This window comes from Rhizobium etli 8C-3 (genome assembly GCF_001908375.1).
Classification (GTDB): Bacteria; Pseudomonadota; Alphaproteobacteria; order Rhizobiales; family Rhizobiaceae; genus Rhizobium; species Rhizobium etli_B.
In genome coordinates, this window is record NZ_CP017241.1 from 572,631 (window position 1) to 587,471 (window position 14,841).

Here is a 14,841-nt window from a genome sequence, read left to right on the forward strand (position 1 = left end):
TTCTATTTCGCGTCGATTTTACTAGTTTTGTCCCGTGGACCAGACCGATTCCGAAGCCCGCGCCGCCTTGCCCGCCCCCTTCATCCGCTGGTTTGCGGAAAAGGGTTGGCGCCCGCGCGCTCATCAGCTGGAATTGCTGGCCCGCGCCGAAGCAGGCCACAGCACGCTGCTGATCGCGCCGACCGGCGCCGGCAAGACGCTCGCCGGTTTCCTGCCGGCGCTGACTGATCTCACCCGCCGCGGCAAGCGGGAGCAAGGCGGTGCCTTCAAAGGCATCCACACGCTCTATGTTTCGCCGCTGAAGGCACTTGCCGTCGATATAGAGCGCAACCTCATGAAGCCGGTGGGGGAGATGGGCCTGCCTGTTGTCGTCGAGAACCGCACCGGCGATACGCCGAACGCCAAGCGACAGCGTCAGAAGCTCAACCCACCCGACATCCTGCTGACGACGCCGGAGCAGGTAGCGCTTTTGCTTGCCAGCAAGGAATCTCAACGTTTCTTCAAAGACCTGAAATATGTCGTCTTCGACGAGCTCCATTCCCTGGTCACGTCGAAGCGGGGCCACATGCTGTCCCTGGGTCTTGCCCGGCTGCGCCGCCTTGCACCACGCCTCAGCACCATCGGCCTCTCCGCCACGGTTGCCGAACCGATCGAGCTGCAGAAATGGCTGGTTGCGCAGGAGGAGGGCAGGCAACGGCACGCTGGTCTCGTGACGGTCGAAGGCGGAGCCAAACCGGACATCTCGATCCTTTCCACGGATGAGCACATCCCCTGGGCCGGCCATTCCGCCAGGTACGCGATTGCCGACATCTACAGGCAACTGACCGAGCATCAAACGACGCTGCTTTTCGTCAACACGCGATCGCAGGCCGAAATGCTCTTCCAGGAACTCTGGACGGTCAACGAGGAAAACCTGCCGATCGCTTTGCATCACGGCTCGCTCGATGTCGCCCAGCGCCGCAAGGTGGAGGCAGCGATGGCGGCCAACAGGCTGCGCGCTGTCGTCGCCACCTCGACGCTCGATCTGGGAATCGACTGGGGTGATGTCGACCTCGTCATCCATGTCGGTGCGCCGAAGGGTGCCTCGCGACTTGCTCAGCGCATCGGCCGTGCCAATCACCGCATGGACGAGCCCTCCAAGGCGATCCTCGTTCCCGCCAACCGTTTCGAGGTCATGGAATGCCAGGCAGCGCTCGATGCGAATTATATCGGGGCGCAGGACACCCCGCCCGTCGGCCGCGGCGCACTCGATGCGCTTGCCCAGCACGTGCTCGGCATGGCCTGCGCCGAACCCTTCGATATGCTGGAACTCTACGATGAGGTAAGGAGCGCCTCGCCCTATGCCGATCTCTCCTGGGAAACCTTCGAGCAGATCGTCGATTTCGTCGCGACCGGCGGCTATGCGCTGCGCACCTACGAACGATATGCGCGCATCCGCAAGACGAAGGAGGGCCTCTGGCGTGTTTCCAATCCGCAGGTTGCCCAGCAGTATCGCTTGAATCTGGGCACCATCGTCGAAAGCCCGATGCTGAACGTCCGGATGGTGAAGCGCGGCCAGACAGGCAAGATTGGCCGCGGCGGCGGCACCCTCGGCAAGGTCGAAGAATATTTCCTCGAACAGCTTTCTGCGGGTGACACCTTCATCTTCTCCGGCAAGGTGCTCCGTTTCGAAGGCATCCGCGAAAACGAGGCGCTTGTCTCCCAGGCTTTCTCCTTTGACCCGAAAATCCCATCCTATGCCGGCGGCAAGTTTCCGCTCTCGACCTATCTTGCCGATCAGGTGCGATCGATGCTCGCCGATCCTGAGCGTTGGCACCATCTGCCGGATCAGGTCCGCGACTGGCTGTCGTTGCAGAAGGACAAGTCGATGCTCCCGAAGCGCGACGAACTGTTGATCGAGACTTTCTTGCGCGGCAGCCGCGCCTACATGGTTGCCTATCCATTCGAGGGCCGCCTGGCGCATCAGACGCTCGGCATGCTGCTCACCCGGCGCCTGGAGCGGGCCGGGGCCAAGCCGCTTGGCTTCGTTGCGACAGACTATTCGCTCGGTATCTGGGGACTTGAAGACATGGGCCTGATGATCCGCGACGGCCGTCTCGGCCTTTCCGATCTCTTCGACGAGGATATGCTGGGTGACGATCTCGAAGCCTGGCTCGAGGAATCGTTTCTGCTGAAGCGCACCTTCCGCAATTGTGCCGTGATTGCAGGCTTGATCGAGCGCCGTCACCCTGGCAAGGAAAAGACCGGGCGGCAGGTCACGGTGTCGGCCGACCTGATCTACGACGTGCTGCGCAGCCACGAGCCGGACCATATCTTGCTACAGGCGACGCGGCAGGATGCAGCGAGCGGGCTTTTGGATATTTCCCGGCTTGGCGATATGCTGAGACGAATCAAGGGGCACATTACGCATCGCGCGCTGGATCATATTTCCCCGCTCGCAGTGCCGGTGATGCTGGAGATCGGCAAGGAGCCAGTTCACGGCGAGGCCCACGATGCCGTGCTCGCCGAAGCGGCCGAGGATCTGATCGCCGAAGCTATGGCTTGAAATTTGCAGGACGGACAAAATTGATGAACCGGCTGGCGCTTGCGCGTGAATTGAACGGATTGGTCCCGATGCCGGGCGTCGAAACCAGTGTTCATGGCGTTGCAGCCGTCTGCGATCCGCTCGGCGCGCTCTACCTGCCGGATGCCGCCATCCTGATTGTTTCCGACCTGCATCTCGAAAAGAGCGCCGCCTTTGCCCGCCGCGGCATGCTGCTGCCGCCCTATGACACGCTGGCGACGCTGACCGTGCTCTGCGCCGTCATCGCCCGCTACAATCCGAAACTCGTCGTCTCCCTCGGCGACAATTTCCACGACCGCGTCGGCTCGCGGCATCTACCGGATGCCTTCCGCTCCCTGATCGAGAACATGGCCCGAGGGCGCGAATGGATCTGGATCAACGGCAACCACGACCCTGACGGCACCATCGATCTGCCCGGCTCTTCGGTCGATGAAATGCACTATGCAGGCCTGACCTTTCGTCACGAGCCGAAAGGTGGACTGCAGAGCGGTGAAATCGCCGGTCACCTGCACCCTTCGGCCACGGTCCGCCGCCGCGAAAAAGCCGTCCGCCGCCCCTGCTTCGCCACCGACGGTGCCCGCCTCCTCATGCCAGCCTTCGGCGTCATGACCGGCGGACTGGATCTCGGCCACAAGGCGATGACGGGCCTGTTCGACAGGCCGTCGCTTGTCGCTCATCTTCTGGGACGGGATCGGATTTATTCGGTGAGGTACGGGAACTTGCGTAGCTGAAGTCGAGCGACCCCTTCGAGGCGCTTGCGGGCGGCCCGTCGTCTGCAAATTTAAACCTTTGACGGCCGCAGCGTCACGGTCCTTGCAAGCTGGCATTGGCCGGCTCCGCGCAAAGGGATGGAATCATCGAAGGGGAATAAAGAACGCAACGGGTCGGCTTCCTCCTGCGAAAGCTCGATGCGGAACCCGCCCCGATGCTCCTTGCGTTCATCCTGGGGCCGATGATGGAGGAATTCCTGCGCCGCACACTGCTCTTGTCCAAAGGTGATCCGAGTGTTTTTCTGACGCGACCGCTGAGCGCCGTCCTTCTCGGTATCGCTGCGATACTGCTCGTACTGGTCGTCCTGCCCGCCGTTCGCAGGCGCAGAGACGAAGCGTTTCAGGAGGAGTGAAGGACGACCACAGGCGCCGCATTGCCGAGCCCGGACCTGTCATTTTCGAAGAGGAGATGATCGGGATTGGGAAGAAATTCCGCTGCTCTGCTCCCTTGAAATCTGCCACGAAGTGCTTTCATGAAGCCGGGGCCGGCCCTGTCGTTTGGAGCCACTATTTCGAGGACACGGATCTTTAATCCCGTGAGGGAGCCTGGCTGCAAACCAGCTAACAGGCCCTGACGTTCCTTGGGCCAATGCGCTCCTCGTCCTGAGGTGCAAAGCCCGCAGGCAAAGCCTCGAAAGTCGAGCATGCCGCCGCGCCATGGAAATCGGAGCTCAATTACACCCTTGCAACTGCTGCTGATAGGTCGATGCCATGTTGGCGAACCTGCGTGCCGTCTTCTGCAACTGCGCATTCGAGCGCCAGTCGCCGCGCTTGTACCCTTTCGGCCCTGAATAGTAGGCGATGTAGAGGCTGTAGGCGTCGTTGAGCTGGATGCCGGTCGCCTGGCTGTTGCTGTAGTGGTACCAGCCGATGAAATCGATCGCATCGGCGAAATTGGTGCGGCGCGCAGCCCAATTGCCGGTTGCCGACTGATAGTGGTCCCAGGTGCCGTCGAGCGCTTGCGAATAGCCGTAGGCAGTCGACGGACGAGTCCAGGGAATGAAGCCGAAAAGCTTCGTGCGTGGCGGGCGGGCGTTCGGCTGGAAACCGGATTCCACATACATCGTCGCCATCAGGATCGGCACCGGCACGCCGTACTCCTTTTCGGCGCGCTCGGCCTCGTGCTGCCAGTTGCTGAAGAAGCCGTTGCGCTGTTCGAAGACGGCGCAGATGTTCCTGGTTTGACGGGGCGCCGTGGCGCAGCCGGCAACGAGCGCCAGCAGCACCAGGGCGAGAAGAGTACGGGTACGCAAAACAGAACCTCTCGTTTTCGAGAGATTACTAACTCGTAAATCTTAATACTCGGTTTTTAGTCAAAGGCGACTTCATGTACAACGCACTCCTGCTTGCCCGGCTGCCGCAAGCTCTGGTCAAATCAGCGGTAAACCAGAACCGGGGTCTTGGAATGGGCGAGCACCTTCATCGTCACGCTTCCGACCATGATTGCGGTGAAGCCTTCGCGTCCGTGCGATGCCATGGCGATCAGGTCGCAGCCGCGCTGCGCTGCCGTGTCGATGATTGCCTTGGCGGGTTCGTGGCTGGTCACCTGGGCCGTATCGCAATCGATGCCGCGCGTTCTGGCCCGCGCAGCGGCATCCGCCAGGATCCGGTCTGCCGCTTGATGGCTGTGCCGGTCATATTCTTCGCGCGTGGATTCCAGCTGATCGATATTCGTGGAAAAGATATGGAACGGTTCAATGACGGTCAGGGCCGTTGCCCTGGCGCCGATCTCCTTTGCAAAGGCAAGCGCCTTTTCGAGCGCATCGGTGGAAAGCTGCGAACCTTCGGTCGGGATGAGAATGTGTTTGTACATGGCTGGCTCCTCCTTCAACGCTCGCATATTGCCGGAGGAACCAGCCTAACACCTTGATCTGCATCAAACTGTCGCGAATGTCGCCATCACGCTGACCCGGCCGGTTCATAACGCAAGATTACCGCGCCGGTCTTCAACGGTTTGGCTTCCAGCAGCTTCAGCGGTAGCTGCGCCGTCGCCGTCTTGAAGTGCGGATTGCCCGCGCCGAGAACCACCGGCACCAGGCAGATGCGGATCTCGTCGACGAGTGCGGCCTTCAGCATCGCGTCGCAGAGTTCGGCGCTGCCGAAGATGAAGATGGTCTTGCCATCCTGCGTCTTGAGCTTTTGAAGCTCGCTAACGGGATCGCTGACGATGCGGGCATTGTTCCAGCCCGGCTCTTTCATCGTCCGAGACACGGCGATCTTTGCGATGTTGTTCATGTATTGCTTGGTCTTGTCGTCCTCTTTCGCCGTCGGCCAATAGGCGGCCATGCCCTCGTAGGTCTTCCGGCCGAAGACGAGCAGGTCGCCTTCCTCGCCCAATTGTTCGGAGTATTTCTGCAGTTCCGGCCCCCAGACCAGATTATGGAAGTCGATGTCCCACGGCTTTATGCCTTCGAAGTAGCCGTCGAGTGTCATCAGATTCCACATAACAAGCCTTCTCATGTCGGTTTCCTCCATGTCACGACAGAACTGGTTTCAATAAGCAACCGGTTGAAAGCTAGATAAACCGATGGCAAAATGCAAGCAGATTTTTGGAGAACAGAAAATGGACGAGCTTCACCGCTCCGGCTGCCCGATCAACCTGACGCTGGAAATCCTCGGTGACCGATGGAGCCTGATCGTCATCCGCGACATCATGTTCGGCAATCGCCGTCACTTCCGCGAACTGCTGCAGAATTCGCAGGAAGGCATCGCTTCCAACATCCTTGCCGACCGCCTGCGCCGCCTCGTGGACAAGGGCTTGCTGACCAGAAACGACGATCCCACGCACAAGCAGAAAGCCATCTACAGTCTTACCGAGATGGCGATCGACCTCGTGCCGCTCTTTGCCCATATGGGCGCCTGGGGCCGCAGACATCTGCCGGTGTCCGAAGAGCTCTCCATTCGCGCCGAGTTGCTGGAAAATGGCGGCCTGCGGCTTTGGGAAGACTTCATGGATGAATTGCGGGCAAAACACCTGGGCAAAGATCTGCAGCCGGGAACGCCCTCGGTGCTCGACCGCCTCACCGAGGCCTATCTTGAGGTCGTTGCAAAAAAGAAAAAGTCCGCCTGATCAATCCTTGCGGAAGACGATGCTTGCGCCCCAGCCGGTCACGATCGCCAGGAACACGGCGAAAATGCCGTAGGGAATGGGCTGTTCATGAGCCGCATCGGTAAGCATCTGCTCGATGCCGGTCTTGATGACGCGCAGCGGCACCGATTTTTGCGTCACGAACACCCCGCTCTTGAAGAGATAGGCACGCACCGTGTGCACGCCGTTCGGAATGTTGGCCGGCAGGCGAAGGCTTGCCTTGAAAAGATTGGAACTGACGAAGCGTACGCCGGTCGGGTCGCGCTCGTAGAGCCCGCCGGTCTGCTGCAACCGCCGGAAGGCGGTGCGGAACTCGCCGAGGCTGCTGCCGTCTCCGACGAAGCCGACGGGCGTCAGCGGGATATGGTCGATGCCGATCCCCTGATCGGTGAGGTTGAGCGGTGTCACCACGTCGTCGATCGAGCGTGAGCTCGACATCGAATAGGAATGCGGTACGCCTTCGAAGGTCATGGAGTCGGTATTGATCCAGATGCCGAAGACGCGTTCCTTCTTGCGCACCGTCGCATCTTCGCGCGGGCCCTCCAAAACAACGACGACGTCGTACTGGCCGACGGCAAGCAAAAGGTTGTCGGTATTGGTCAGCGCTCCGAAGATCGTCAGGTCGGCGCCGCGGAAATCGGAGGTGATGGCGATTTCGCTGCTGGACGTGCCGATCTCCAGCCCCTCGCGCCCTTCTTCGGAATTCTGGCCCGGCAGCAGCATCTGCGCTGCGGCAATTTCCGGCAAGAGGCAGAAGAGAGCGAAAAGACAAAGGCGAATCCGCTTCATCAGTACGGTCCCATCACGACGGAATAGATGTCCGCGGGCGTCACGACCAGCGCCACCGCCAGGCGGATGCCGACGGCGAGAACGAGCAGCCCGAGCAGCGCCCGCAATTGTTCGCCGCGCAGTTTCTGGCCGACGCGCACGCCGTATTGCGCGCCGACGACGCCGGCCACCATCAAGATGAAGGCAAGCACGATATCGACGGAATAGTTGGTCGCAGCCTGCACCACGGTTGTGTAGGCGGTGACGAAGATGATCTGGAACAGTGATGTTCCGACGACGACATTGGTGGGGATGCGCAGCAGGTAGATCATCGCCGGCACCATGATGAAGCCGCCGCCGACGCCCATGATGGAGGTCAGGATGCCGATCCCAAAGCCGAGCGCGACGATCGGGATGACGCTGAGGAAGATCTTCGATTTCTTGAACCGCACCTTCAGCGGCAGGCGGTGGACCCAGTGGTGATGTCCGGGCCTGCGCGGTGTCGGCGGCACGTTCTTGGCCGCGCGGCGCATGGCGTTGATGCTTTCGAGCAGCATCAGACCGCCGACAGTGCCGAGAAAGATGACGTACATCAGCGAGATGATGAGATCGAGCTGACCGACCCGCCTCAACAGCGAGAAGATCCAGATGCCGATCGTCGCGCCCGTAAGGCCGCCGACTAGCAGGACGGTCCCGAGCTTCACGTCCAGCGTCCCGCGCCTGAAATGCGTGATCGCGCCGGAGATCGAGGAAGCGACCACCTGGTTTGCGCCGGTGGCGACGGCTACCACGGGCGGGATGTTATAGAAGATGAGCAGCGGCGTGATCAGAAAGCCGCCGCCGACGCCGAACATGCCGGACAGGAAGCCGACGGCCGCACCCATGCCGAGGATGATGAAGATGTTCACCGACAATTCTGCGATGGGCAGATAGATTGTCACAGCCGACCCCGAATTATACTGCCCCCGCCGGGCAGGTGTCTTTGCGTCCCGTTCGAATGGCGCATCATACGGCGAAATCGTTGCCAGAGGCTTTCGATAAACGACATGCGATCCGCCCATTACGCGAGCGATAAGTTCCGATTAATTGGGCTTTTTTCAGATTTTGTGACGACGGCGGGCGAGCAGTCGACGAAGCGTGGCTCTTGGGCAGCGCACTTTGGCAGGCCTTACGCGACAGGCTCGACAATTCGCCACCGCTGCGTCGGGCAAGAAACGATCGAAATGACCAAATCAAGGCGTGATATCAGCGGCCATGAGGGGCTCCTGGCCGGCGCGAGGGCACCAACGCGGCCCACGTCAGCACAAGGACAGCGCCGAAGAGCAGCATGCCCGTCGAATTTGGCCTCGACGATTGCTGGGGCACGGTTACCGAACAGCTTGCAAGTAAAGTCGAGAAGGGGCGCCTGAGGCTATCTCATCGTCACTGCCCGGCCCGTGCCAGCCCGTGCGCCACGAGCCGGTCGATGACTTCGGCATAACTCACGCCGCTTGCCGCCATTGCCTTGGAATACATGCTGATATCGGTGAAGCCGGGGATGGTATTGATCTCGTTGACCAGGAATTGCATGTCCGGTGTCAGGAAAAAGTCGACGCGCGCCATGCTGTCGCAGCCGACGGCCCTGAAAGCCCTTGCGGCCATATCCCGCATGCCGGCCTCGATGTTCGGCGGCAATTCTGCCGGTATTTTCAGCGCCGCACCGTTCTCGTCGATATATTTTGCATTGTAGCTGTAGAAGCCATGGCTCTCGGCCGGAACGATCTCGCCGGGCCGTGAAACGAAGAGCTTGCCTGCCTTGTCCTCGAGCACGCTGAATTCGATCTCGCGCCCACGAACGAATTCCTCCGCCAGCAGCTTGCGGTCGTGCCGGAAGCCTTCCGCAAGCGCACCGTCGAATTCCTGGCTGGCATGGACCTTTCTGACGCCGACCGACGAGCCCTGCCGCGCCGGCTTGATGAAGAGCGGCAGGCCGAGTTCGTCTTCCAGCGCAAGAAAGGAAGGCTGTGCGCCCTCGTGAAAAGTCACCGAGCGCGCCACCGGCACCCCGGCTGCCTTCAGGAGCTGCTTTGCGATATCCTTGTCGAGTGCGGTCGCAGATCCGAGAATGCCGCAGCCGGCAAGCGGCACTCGGGCAACCTCCGCAAGGCCCTGCACGGAGCCGTCCTCGCCATGCAGGCCGTGAAGGACCGGAAAGAGAATATCGATCGTTGGCAGTTCGTAAGCCGGTCCGCCAGCGGGAATTGCAAACAAGCGTCCGCGTCCGCCCGGTAGGAGGCAGACCTCGGCTCCGGTATCCGGTTTCGCAAGCGTTCCATCCTCGAAGCTGCTCAACAGCCATTGTCCTTGGCGGGTGACGAACACCGGAACGGCGTCGTATTTTTGAGGCTCCAGCGCACGCATCACATTGGTAGCCGAAAGCACCGATACATCGTGCTCGGTCGATCGTCCGCCGAAGAGCACGGCAATGCGCAGTCTGGTTGATGCATCGGTCATGTAATGTCTCCGGAATGACTTGGTGAAAGGACCTAGAAGCCGACGGCGATGCCTCGGTTGGCGAAGAAGCGATCGAAGACTGAAAGCGGCAGCGTCACATGCGCCTGGCTTTCCAGATTGTGTCCTGATGGATTGTGGAAGCGGATGGTTTCGGGTGAGGCCGCCGTCACCAGCACCAGGTGGCCGCCCTTCGACGGCGGCTCACGCTCTGGCCAGCGGATTGCGTGATGCACCGAGGCAATGAAAAACTGCCACTTGGAAAGAAGTTCGGGAATGGCGGCCGTATCGACATTCGTCATTGTCTGCGCGCCCAGCCCGAACCGTTCGGTGACGAACTTGACGAAAGGCGCATAGATCAGCCCCTTGATCGAGGCATCGGCGTCATTGACGACATAGCCGCCATAGGCCGCACAGCCGCGGGCAAGATCGAGCGTCGGATAAAGCTCGCCGCGCGTGGCAAGGATCATCTTGAGGCAGGCCATACCGCAGACATTGACGGCCCAGCGGGCATATTCCTCGATCGTCTGGGCACCGGAATGCCGCCACAGCGGATCGCGCAGGAGCGCAGCAGAGCCATTTGCCACGACTGGCAGCGTCATCTCGGGCGTTTCCCATTGGCTGAAATAGGGCACGTCCGCCCGCCGTATATTCACGAATCCCCCATCGGTGATCAAATCACGCCGGGAAATTCCACAAGCAAAGCGACCCTTTTGCGGCGAACAGAACGGATCCTTCAAAATTGCGGTATGGGCAAGTGCCGCAAGAGCAGGGGTTTTTCGCCTATCTTGGAACGCAGTCCTGTGACCGCCAGGTGGCTGTCGTTTCGGCCTGCCGCAATGCATGCTCGCCGGCGGGTTCGTCTGGACGACGTCTGGAAGCCCAAAGGCGCAGATGATCTCAACAGCCGGTCAAGGAACACCGTCTTCGACCTCGACTGCTGCGCCCCCTCTTGGAGGCACAGGGGACGGTCATCGTCGGTGCCAGAACATTCCGGGCGAACTCTTGAAAAAACAAGCGAAGTCCGAGCGACCAACCCGATCTCAAGCGATCTCGCTTGCTGGCGATTGCTTGCAATCGATGTGAGTTGAGGGAAAAAAGCAGCAATCGGCCCAGGTCAGTTCGACGCTTTCGTTGTCCTTCCGTCAAGCCTTTGTCGTGTTCTTGGCGTTGCGCTCCAGGAGCGCCTTTACCGTGTCGTCGTTGATCCTGCCGCTCGGGTCCTGGCCGACCGACTTCTGGAAGCTCTTGATCGCGGCGGTCGTCTTTGCGCCCATCTCGCCGTCCGCCGGCCCGGCGTCGAAGCCGTTGTTGTTGAGGATCGCCTGAATGTTGCGGATCGCCTTCTTCATATCGATTGTCGAGGTCTTCGTGCCGTTGCTCGCCCAGCCGTCCGGGATTTCGATGCCGTTGGCCTTGTTGTCAAGCGGTTGCGGCTTCCAGGCTTCCGTTGCAGCCCGCGCCTTTTCAAGGTCGGCGGGCTTCATCGCCTTTGCCACTTCGTCGCGCTTGGCACCGGCGTCCTTGTCGCCGCCCTTTGCAGCGATTGCGAACCACTTGTAGCTTTCGCCGAGGTCCTGCGCTACTCCGTTGCCGCGGGCCCAAAGGATCGCCAGGTTGAACTGGCTGTCGGTGATGCCGAGGTCGGCCGCCCTGGTGAACCAGTTTGCGGCTGCCGTGTAATCCTGCTCGCCCAGCGCACCGGAGGCGTAGAGCACGGCCAGATTGTGCATGGCGCTGGCATTGCCCTGATTGGCAGCCTGCTCGTAGAAGGCCTTGGCCCTGCCGATATCGCGTGCGACGCCGGTCCCCTTCTCGTACATGCTGCCGAGACGGTATTGCGCCGGAGCAAAGCCTTTGTCGGCGGCAAGCTGATACCAGCTTGCTGCCTGAGCCTGGTCGGCCGCCAGTCCGTTGCGGCCTTCGGTATAGCGTGCGCCGATCTCGAAGAGGGCGAGCGGGTCGCCGTTGCGGGCGGCCTGTGCCAGCGCCTGCGGCTGGATCGTGTCCGGCACGGATATGGAAGACGGCGCGGGCGAGGCATTCGTCGAAACTGGAACGTCCTTGGGCGAGAACGTTGCGGCATCCTGTGCCGGCGCGCCTGGCGTCAGCGTCGAAGCACCTTCGCCGTCAAGCGGGACGGCGTCGGTCAGGTGACCGGCCGGTGCGGTCTGCATGGCGTCCGGCTCGGTCTGTGCCGTGTCTGCGGAGGGCGATGCTGCGGCCTCGGGGTCTGCAGATTCCATCGGCGTGACGGCTGCGGTCGCTTCCAAGCTCTGTTCCGGCATGGCCGAGTTATTGGCTGCAACGGGGTTCTGCGCGGCGTCCGAAAGCAGCGAGACTTCGTCCCGCGGGGCCTGTTCGCCGCTCGTCAGCGTCCGGGCAAGAGGGAAGGCCATGATGGCGAGCAGCACGGCGCCGGCAGCAAGCAGAAGTGGACGACGGAAGCGGCTGAAGGCGCTGGCGCCGCCGGCAGGCTTTGGTGCCTTGGATTTCTTCTCGGCCTTGACCGGCTGGGCCCTTGGATCGGCTTCCATGGCGGCGGCCTGGGCTGCGCGGCGGGCGGCGGCGATATAGTCGGCGCGTTCGTTTTCGGTTGCCGGCTTTGGATTGTTGCGCGCCGCCGCCTGGCTGGCGCGTACCCGCTCCAGGATCTTCTTCACATCCGGCGCGCCCGAGCCCGGCTCCAGCGGCTCGTTCGATGCTTCCTCGCCAGGCATCAGGTCGACCGGATCGATCGACGGCGCGGGATCGATGACGGTGCGCTCGACAGCCTTCGCCTTTTCGGTCTTCTTGCCCGGAATCAGCCGCTTGCCGAGTGCTGAAAGCAGGCTGCCCTTTGGGGGCGTGGCGGCTCCGGCGGGATTGGTTGCTGCTTCGATCGCGCTCGCGCTCGTATCGGCTGTGGGCGGAAAAGGCGCAGGCACGACAGGCTCGCTGATCGTCTCGGCCGTTCGCAAAAGCGGCGAGCCGCCCTTTTGACCGAAGACGGCCGGTGTCTCGCTTTCCTCGCCACCAGCAGGGACCAGTGCGTAGGGATCGATCTCGAAATCGGCATCTGCGGCGGGCATCCTTGCCGCCGGCCGGTTGCGGCTTTCCATGTCGTCCAGCCGGTCGGCGATCTGCACCAGCGTCTCGTGCAGTGCCTGGAACGTCTTGTGCGTGCGTTCATCGCTGCTGCGGCTGAGCTCTTCCAGATGCCGCAGATCTTCGGCGAGCGCGTTAAGCGCCGACATGTCGGCGGCCGGAACTGCGCCGGCCTGGAGACCGCCGTTGCGGGAATAGGCCTCGACGACGGCTTCGGCCGCCTGGCGGGCGGCCTCGATGATGTATTCGTCGCTGGTTGCCATGTAGTCTTCGATGGCGCCCATGCGGCGGTCGAGCTCGACCGGAATGGCGTCACCGCCGGCGCGCGGCGAGTTCATCAGCGCAGAAAGACCGGCAATCTGGTCTTCGAGGTTCTTCAGGGCACGCGCATCCGTCGGCGGCGCCGCAGTGCTTTCCTCGAGGCGTGCCGCGATATCGCTGAGGCGCCCCTCGATGCGCCGAAATGCAACGTCATCGGTAGCCGCGCCATGCGCAGGCTGCACGTCCATCTGGTCGATGCGGCGCGCAAGATAGTCCAGCCGTTCCGCCAGCACGTCATTGACTGCGCCGCTTTCCAGCGCGTCGATCTTGCGGGAGATATCGGCAAGCGTGCCGTTCAGATCGGCCTGCGGAACCGTCTTTTGAGCACGCTCGAGCATGAAGGAAAGCTGCTCGAGCCGCTCGTCGAGGCGTGCCGTCGCTTTGGTATTGGCGAGTTCCTCGACGCGTCGCGTCAGCATTTCCAGCCGGTCGGCAAGGCCTTCGGCGGGCAGTGCGCGGCTTTCCGCACTGCGGCCCACCATATCGATCTGCTCGGCCAGCGCATTCAGCCGACCTTCGAGGCGATGCATCAGCGCCGGGTCGCCGCTTGCCGCGCTGCGCCCGCTTGCCGCGATTGCACGGCTGATCTCGTCAAGGCGCATATCCATTGCGGCAAACTGCTCGGCCATTGCGCGGTCATGCGGCCGGATCATGCTGCCGAACTGTTCCATCGCGGTGGCGATCGCAATCAGCTTGTCTTCGAGCGCGCGCACCGCCGGGCTCTCGCCCATGCCGCCGATATGGCGCTTGATATCGTCGAGCCGGTAGGCAAGCGACACCAGCTCTTCCTGCAGGCCCGCCGTGTCCAGCGCATGCAGCTGGGTTTCGAAGCCGTCCCAGCGGCGTTCCATGTGGCGGATGGAATCTTCGCGGGCAAGCCCGTCCATCAGTGAGCGCAGCTCTTCGAATTCGCTTCGCAGGTCCGCAGCCTCCGGACCGGCAGAACGGCTGGAGAGCTGGTTTATGCTCTGGGCGAGCCGGCCCATGTCTTGGCGGATGTCGTCGGCGAAATGCGGGTCCTGCGCGCTCGTCTTGATCTCGCGCAACTCCGTTCGCAACGCATCCATCTCGCGCGCCACGCCGTCTGAAATATCGCGCTTCAGGTCCTGGCGCAGGTTGACGAGCGCCTGGGCAATCTCGGTCATCGTGTCGGGCGAGGCACCATAAGCAGGCGCGGCCTGCGGTGCCGGCATGCGCGGGGCAGATGCCGGCTCGCGGTAGGCGGCACGTTCGGCGGCTGCGCGTTCACGACCGGCGTCGAGCGTGCGCTGGCGCTCGCGGATTTCTGCGAGCGGATCAGGCCGGGCTTCCGGTCTCGTATAAGCCGGTTCGTAAGGTCTGCCAAAGCTCTCGCGCTCCGCTGCAGCTGGCTGCGGCCTCGGTTCGCGGCTCGACTTGCCCATCAGGCCTTCGATGCGTGCCTCAAGCCCCTCGATCGTGCGGTTCAGCGCATCGAGCGATGCTCTGTCGGAATGCCGGGGGATATTGGATCGCGATCCGTTCATCTTCCTGCTCGCTTCGTCTGCTCGGGACCCCCGTCAGGGCCAGGCCATTGGCTTGAGAGACCGTTCACCGGAGAAGAGCTTATTAGACTTTTCTCAACTTGAACGGCGTAGCGGCACTCCAAGTAAACGCGAGACTTGAAAAAGGAATGCGGATCACCACTGCTTACCCCGCACCTTTCACGAGACGTGGTAAACAAGCCGTTAACTTCAGTGAGAATTTTTTAATGTTTCGGTAAATCGGCACAGATT

The 14,841-nt window shown here is 61.8% G+C and carries 11 protein-coding genes and 1 pseudogene; 4 read left to right on the plus strand and 8 right to left on the minus strand.

Going from position 1 to position 14,841, the window contains the following annotated elements:
- Positions 1–34: 34 nt before the first annotated feature.
- The 3 genes and pseudogenes from AM571_RS02910 to AM571_RS02920 all read left to right on the plus strand — a co-directional run.
- On the plus strand, positions 35–2,545 hold the full coding sequence (locus AM571_RS02910) for a ligase-associated DNA damage response DEXH box helicase (RefSeq protein ID WP_074060108.1): 2,511 nt from the start codon (positions 35–37) through the stop codon (positions 2,543–2,545).
- A gap of 23 nt (positions 2,546–2,568) precedes the next feature.
- The gene (gene pdeM / locus AM571_RS02915) at positions 2,569–3,294 is read left to right on the plus strand and encodes a ligase-associated DNA damage response endonuclease PdeM (RefSeq protein WP_074060109.1); all 726 of its coding nucleotides are present in this window, start codon (positions 2,569–2,571) and stop codon (positions 3,292–3,294) included.
- A 152-nt stretch (positions 3,295–3,446) separates the two neighbouring features.
- Positions 3,447–3,686: pseudogene (locus tag AM571_RS02920) on the plus strand (tripartite tricarboxylate transporter permease); the annotation flags it as partial.
- Positions 3,687–4,004: 318 nt separating this feature from the next.
- On the opposite strand, the gene AM571_RS02930 reads toward AM571_RS02920, so the two are convergent.
- The 3 genes from AM571_RS02930 to AM571_RS02940 all read right to left on the minus strand — a co-directional run bounded on the left by AM571_RS02930 (position 4,005) and on the right by AM571_RS02940 (position 5,793).
- Positions 4,005–4,586, minus strand: coding sequence for a transglycosylase SLT domain-containing protein (locus AM571_RS02930; protein ID WP_074060111.1), 582 nt, complete (start codon positions 4,584–4,586; stop codon positions 4,005–4,007).
- A gap of 122 nt (positions 4,587–4,708) precedes the next feature.
- Complete coding sequence (locus AM571_RS02935) at positions 4,709–5,146, minus strand: universal stress protein (RefSeq protein ID WP_074060112.1); 438 nt, start codon at positions 5,144–5,146, stop codon at positions 4,709–4,711.
- Between the two features lie 86 nt (positions 5,147–5,232).
- Complete coding sequence (locus tag AM571_RS02940) at positions 5,233–5,793, minus strand: dihydrofolate reductase family protein (protein ID WP_074063043.1); 561 nt, start codon at positions 5,791–5,793, stop codon at positions 5,233–5,235.
- Positions 5,794–5,896: 103 nt separating this feature from the next.
- Between AM571_RS02940 and AM571_RS02945 the strand changes: the two genes are divergently transcribed.
- Positions 5,897–6,403, plus strand: a complete 507-nt coding sequence (locus AM571_RS02945; protein ID WP_074063044.1) for a winged helix-turn-helix transcriptional regulator — start codon at positions 5,897–5,899, stop codon at positions 6,401–6,403.
- Here AM571_RS02945 and AM571_RS02950 read toward each other — a convergent pair whose 3' ends face one another.
- The 5 genes from AM571_RS02950 to AM571_RS02970 all read right to left on the minus strand — a co-directional run bounded on the left by AM571_RS02950 (position 6,404) and on the right by AM571_RS02970 (position 14,592).
- A complete protein-coding gene (locus tag AM571_RS02950; RefSeq protein ID WP_074063045.1) occupies positions 6,404–7,201 on the minus strand; it encodes a TIGR02186 family protein in 798 nt (265 codons plus the stop codon).
- A gap of 8 nt (positions 7,202–7,209) precedes the next feature.
- Positions 7,210–8,130 carry a sulfite exporter TauE/SafE family protein gene (locus tag AM571_RS02955; RefSeq protein ID WP_074063046.1) on the minus strand — a complete coding sequence of 307 codons (921 nt, stop codon included), beginning with the start codon at positions 8,128–8,130 and terminating at the stop codon, positions 7,210–7,212.
- Positions 8,131–8,611: 481 nt separating this feature from the next.
- Positions 8,612–9,682 carry a D-alanine--D-alanine ligase family protein gene (locus tag AM571_RS02960; RefSeq protein ID WP_074060113.1) on the minus strand — a complete coding sequence of 357 codons (1,071 nt, stop codon included), beginning with the start codon at positions 9,680–9,682 and terminating at the stop codon, positions 8,612–8,614.
- A gap of 32 nt (positions 9,683–9,714) precedes the next feature.
- Positions 9,715–10,281, minus strand: coding sequence for a hypothetical protein (locus AM571_RS02965; protein WP_420493376.1), 567 nt, complete (start codon positions 10,279–10,281; stop codon positions 9,715–9,717).
- Between the two features lie 543 nt (positions 10,282–10,824).
- A complete protein-coding gene (locus AM571_RS02970; protein WP_074060114.1) occupies positions 10,825–14,592 on the minus strand; it encodes a peptidoglycan-binding protein in 3,768 nt (1,255 codons plus the stop codon).
- Positions 14,593–14,841 lie beyond the last annotated feature (249 nt).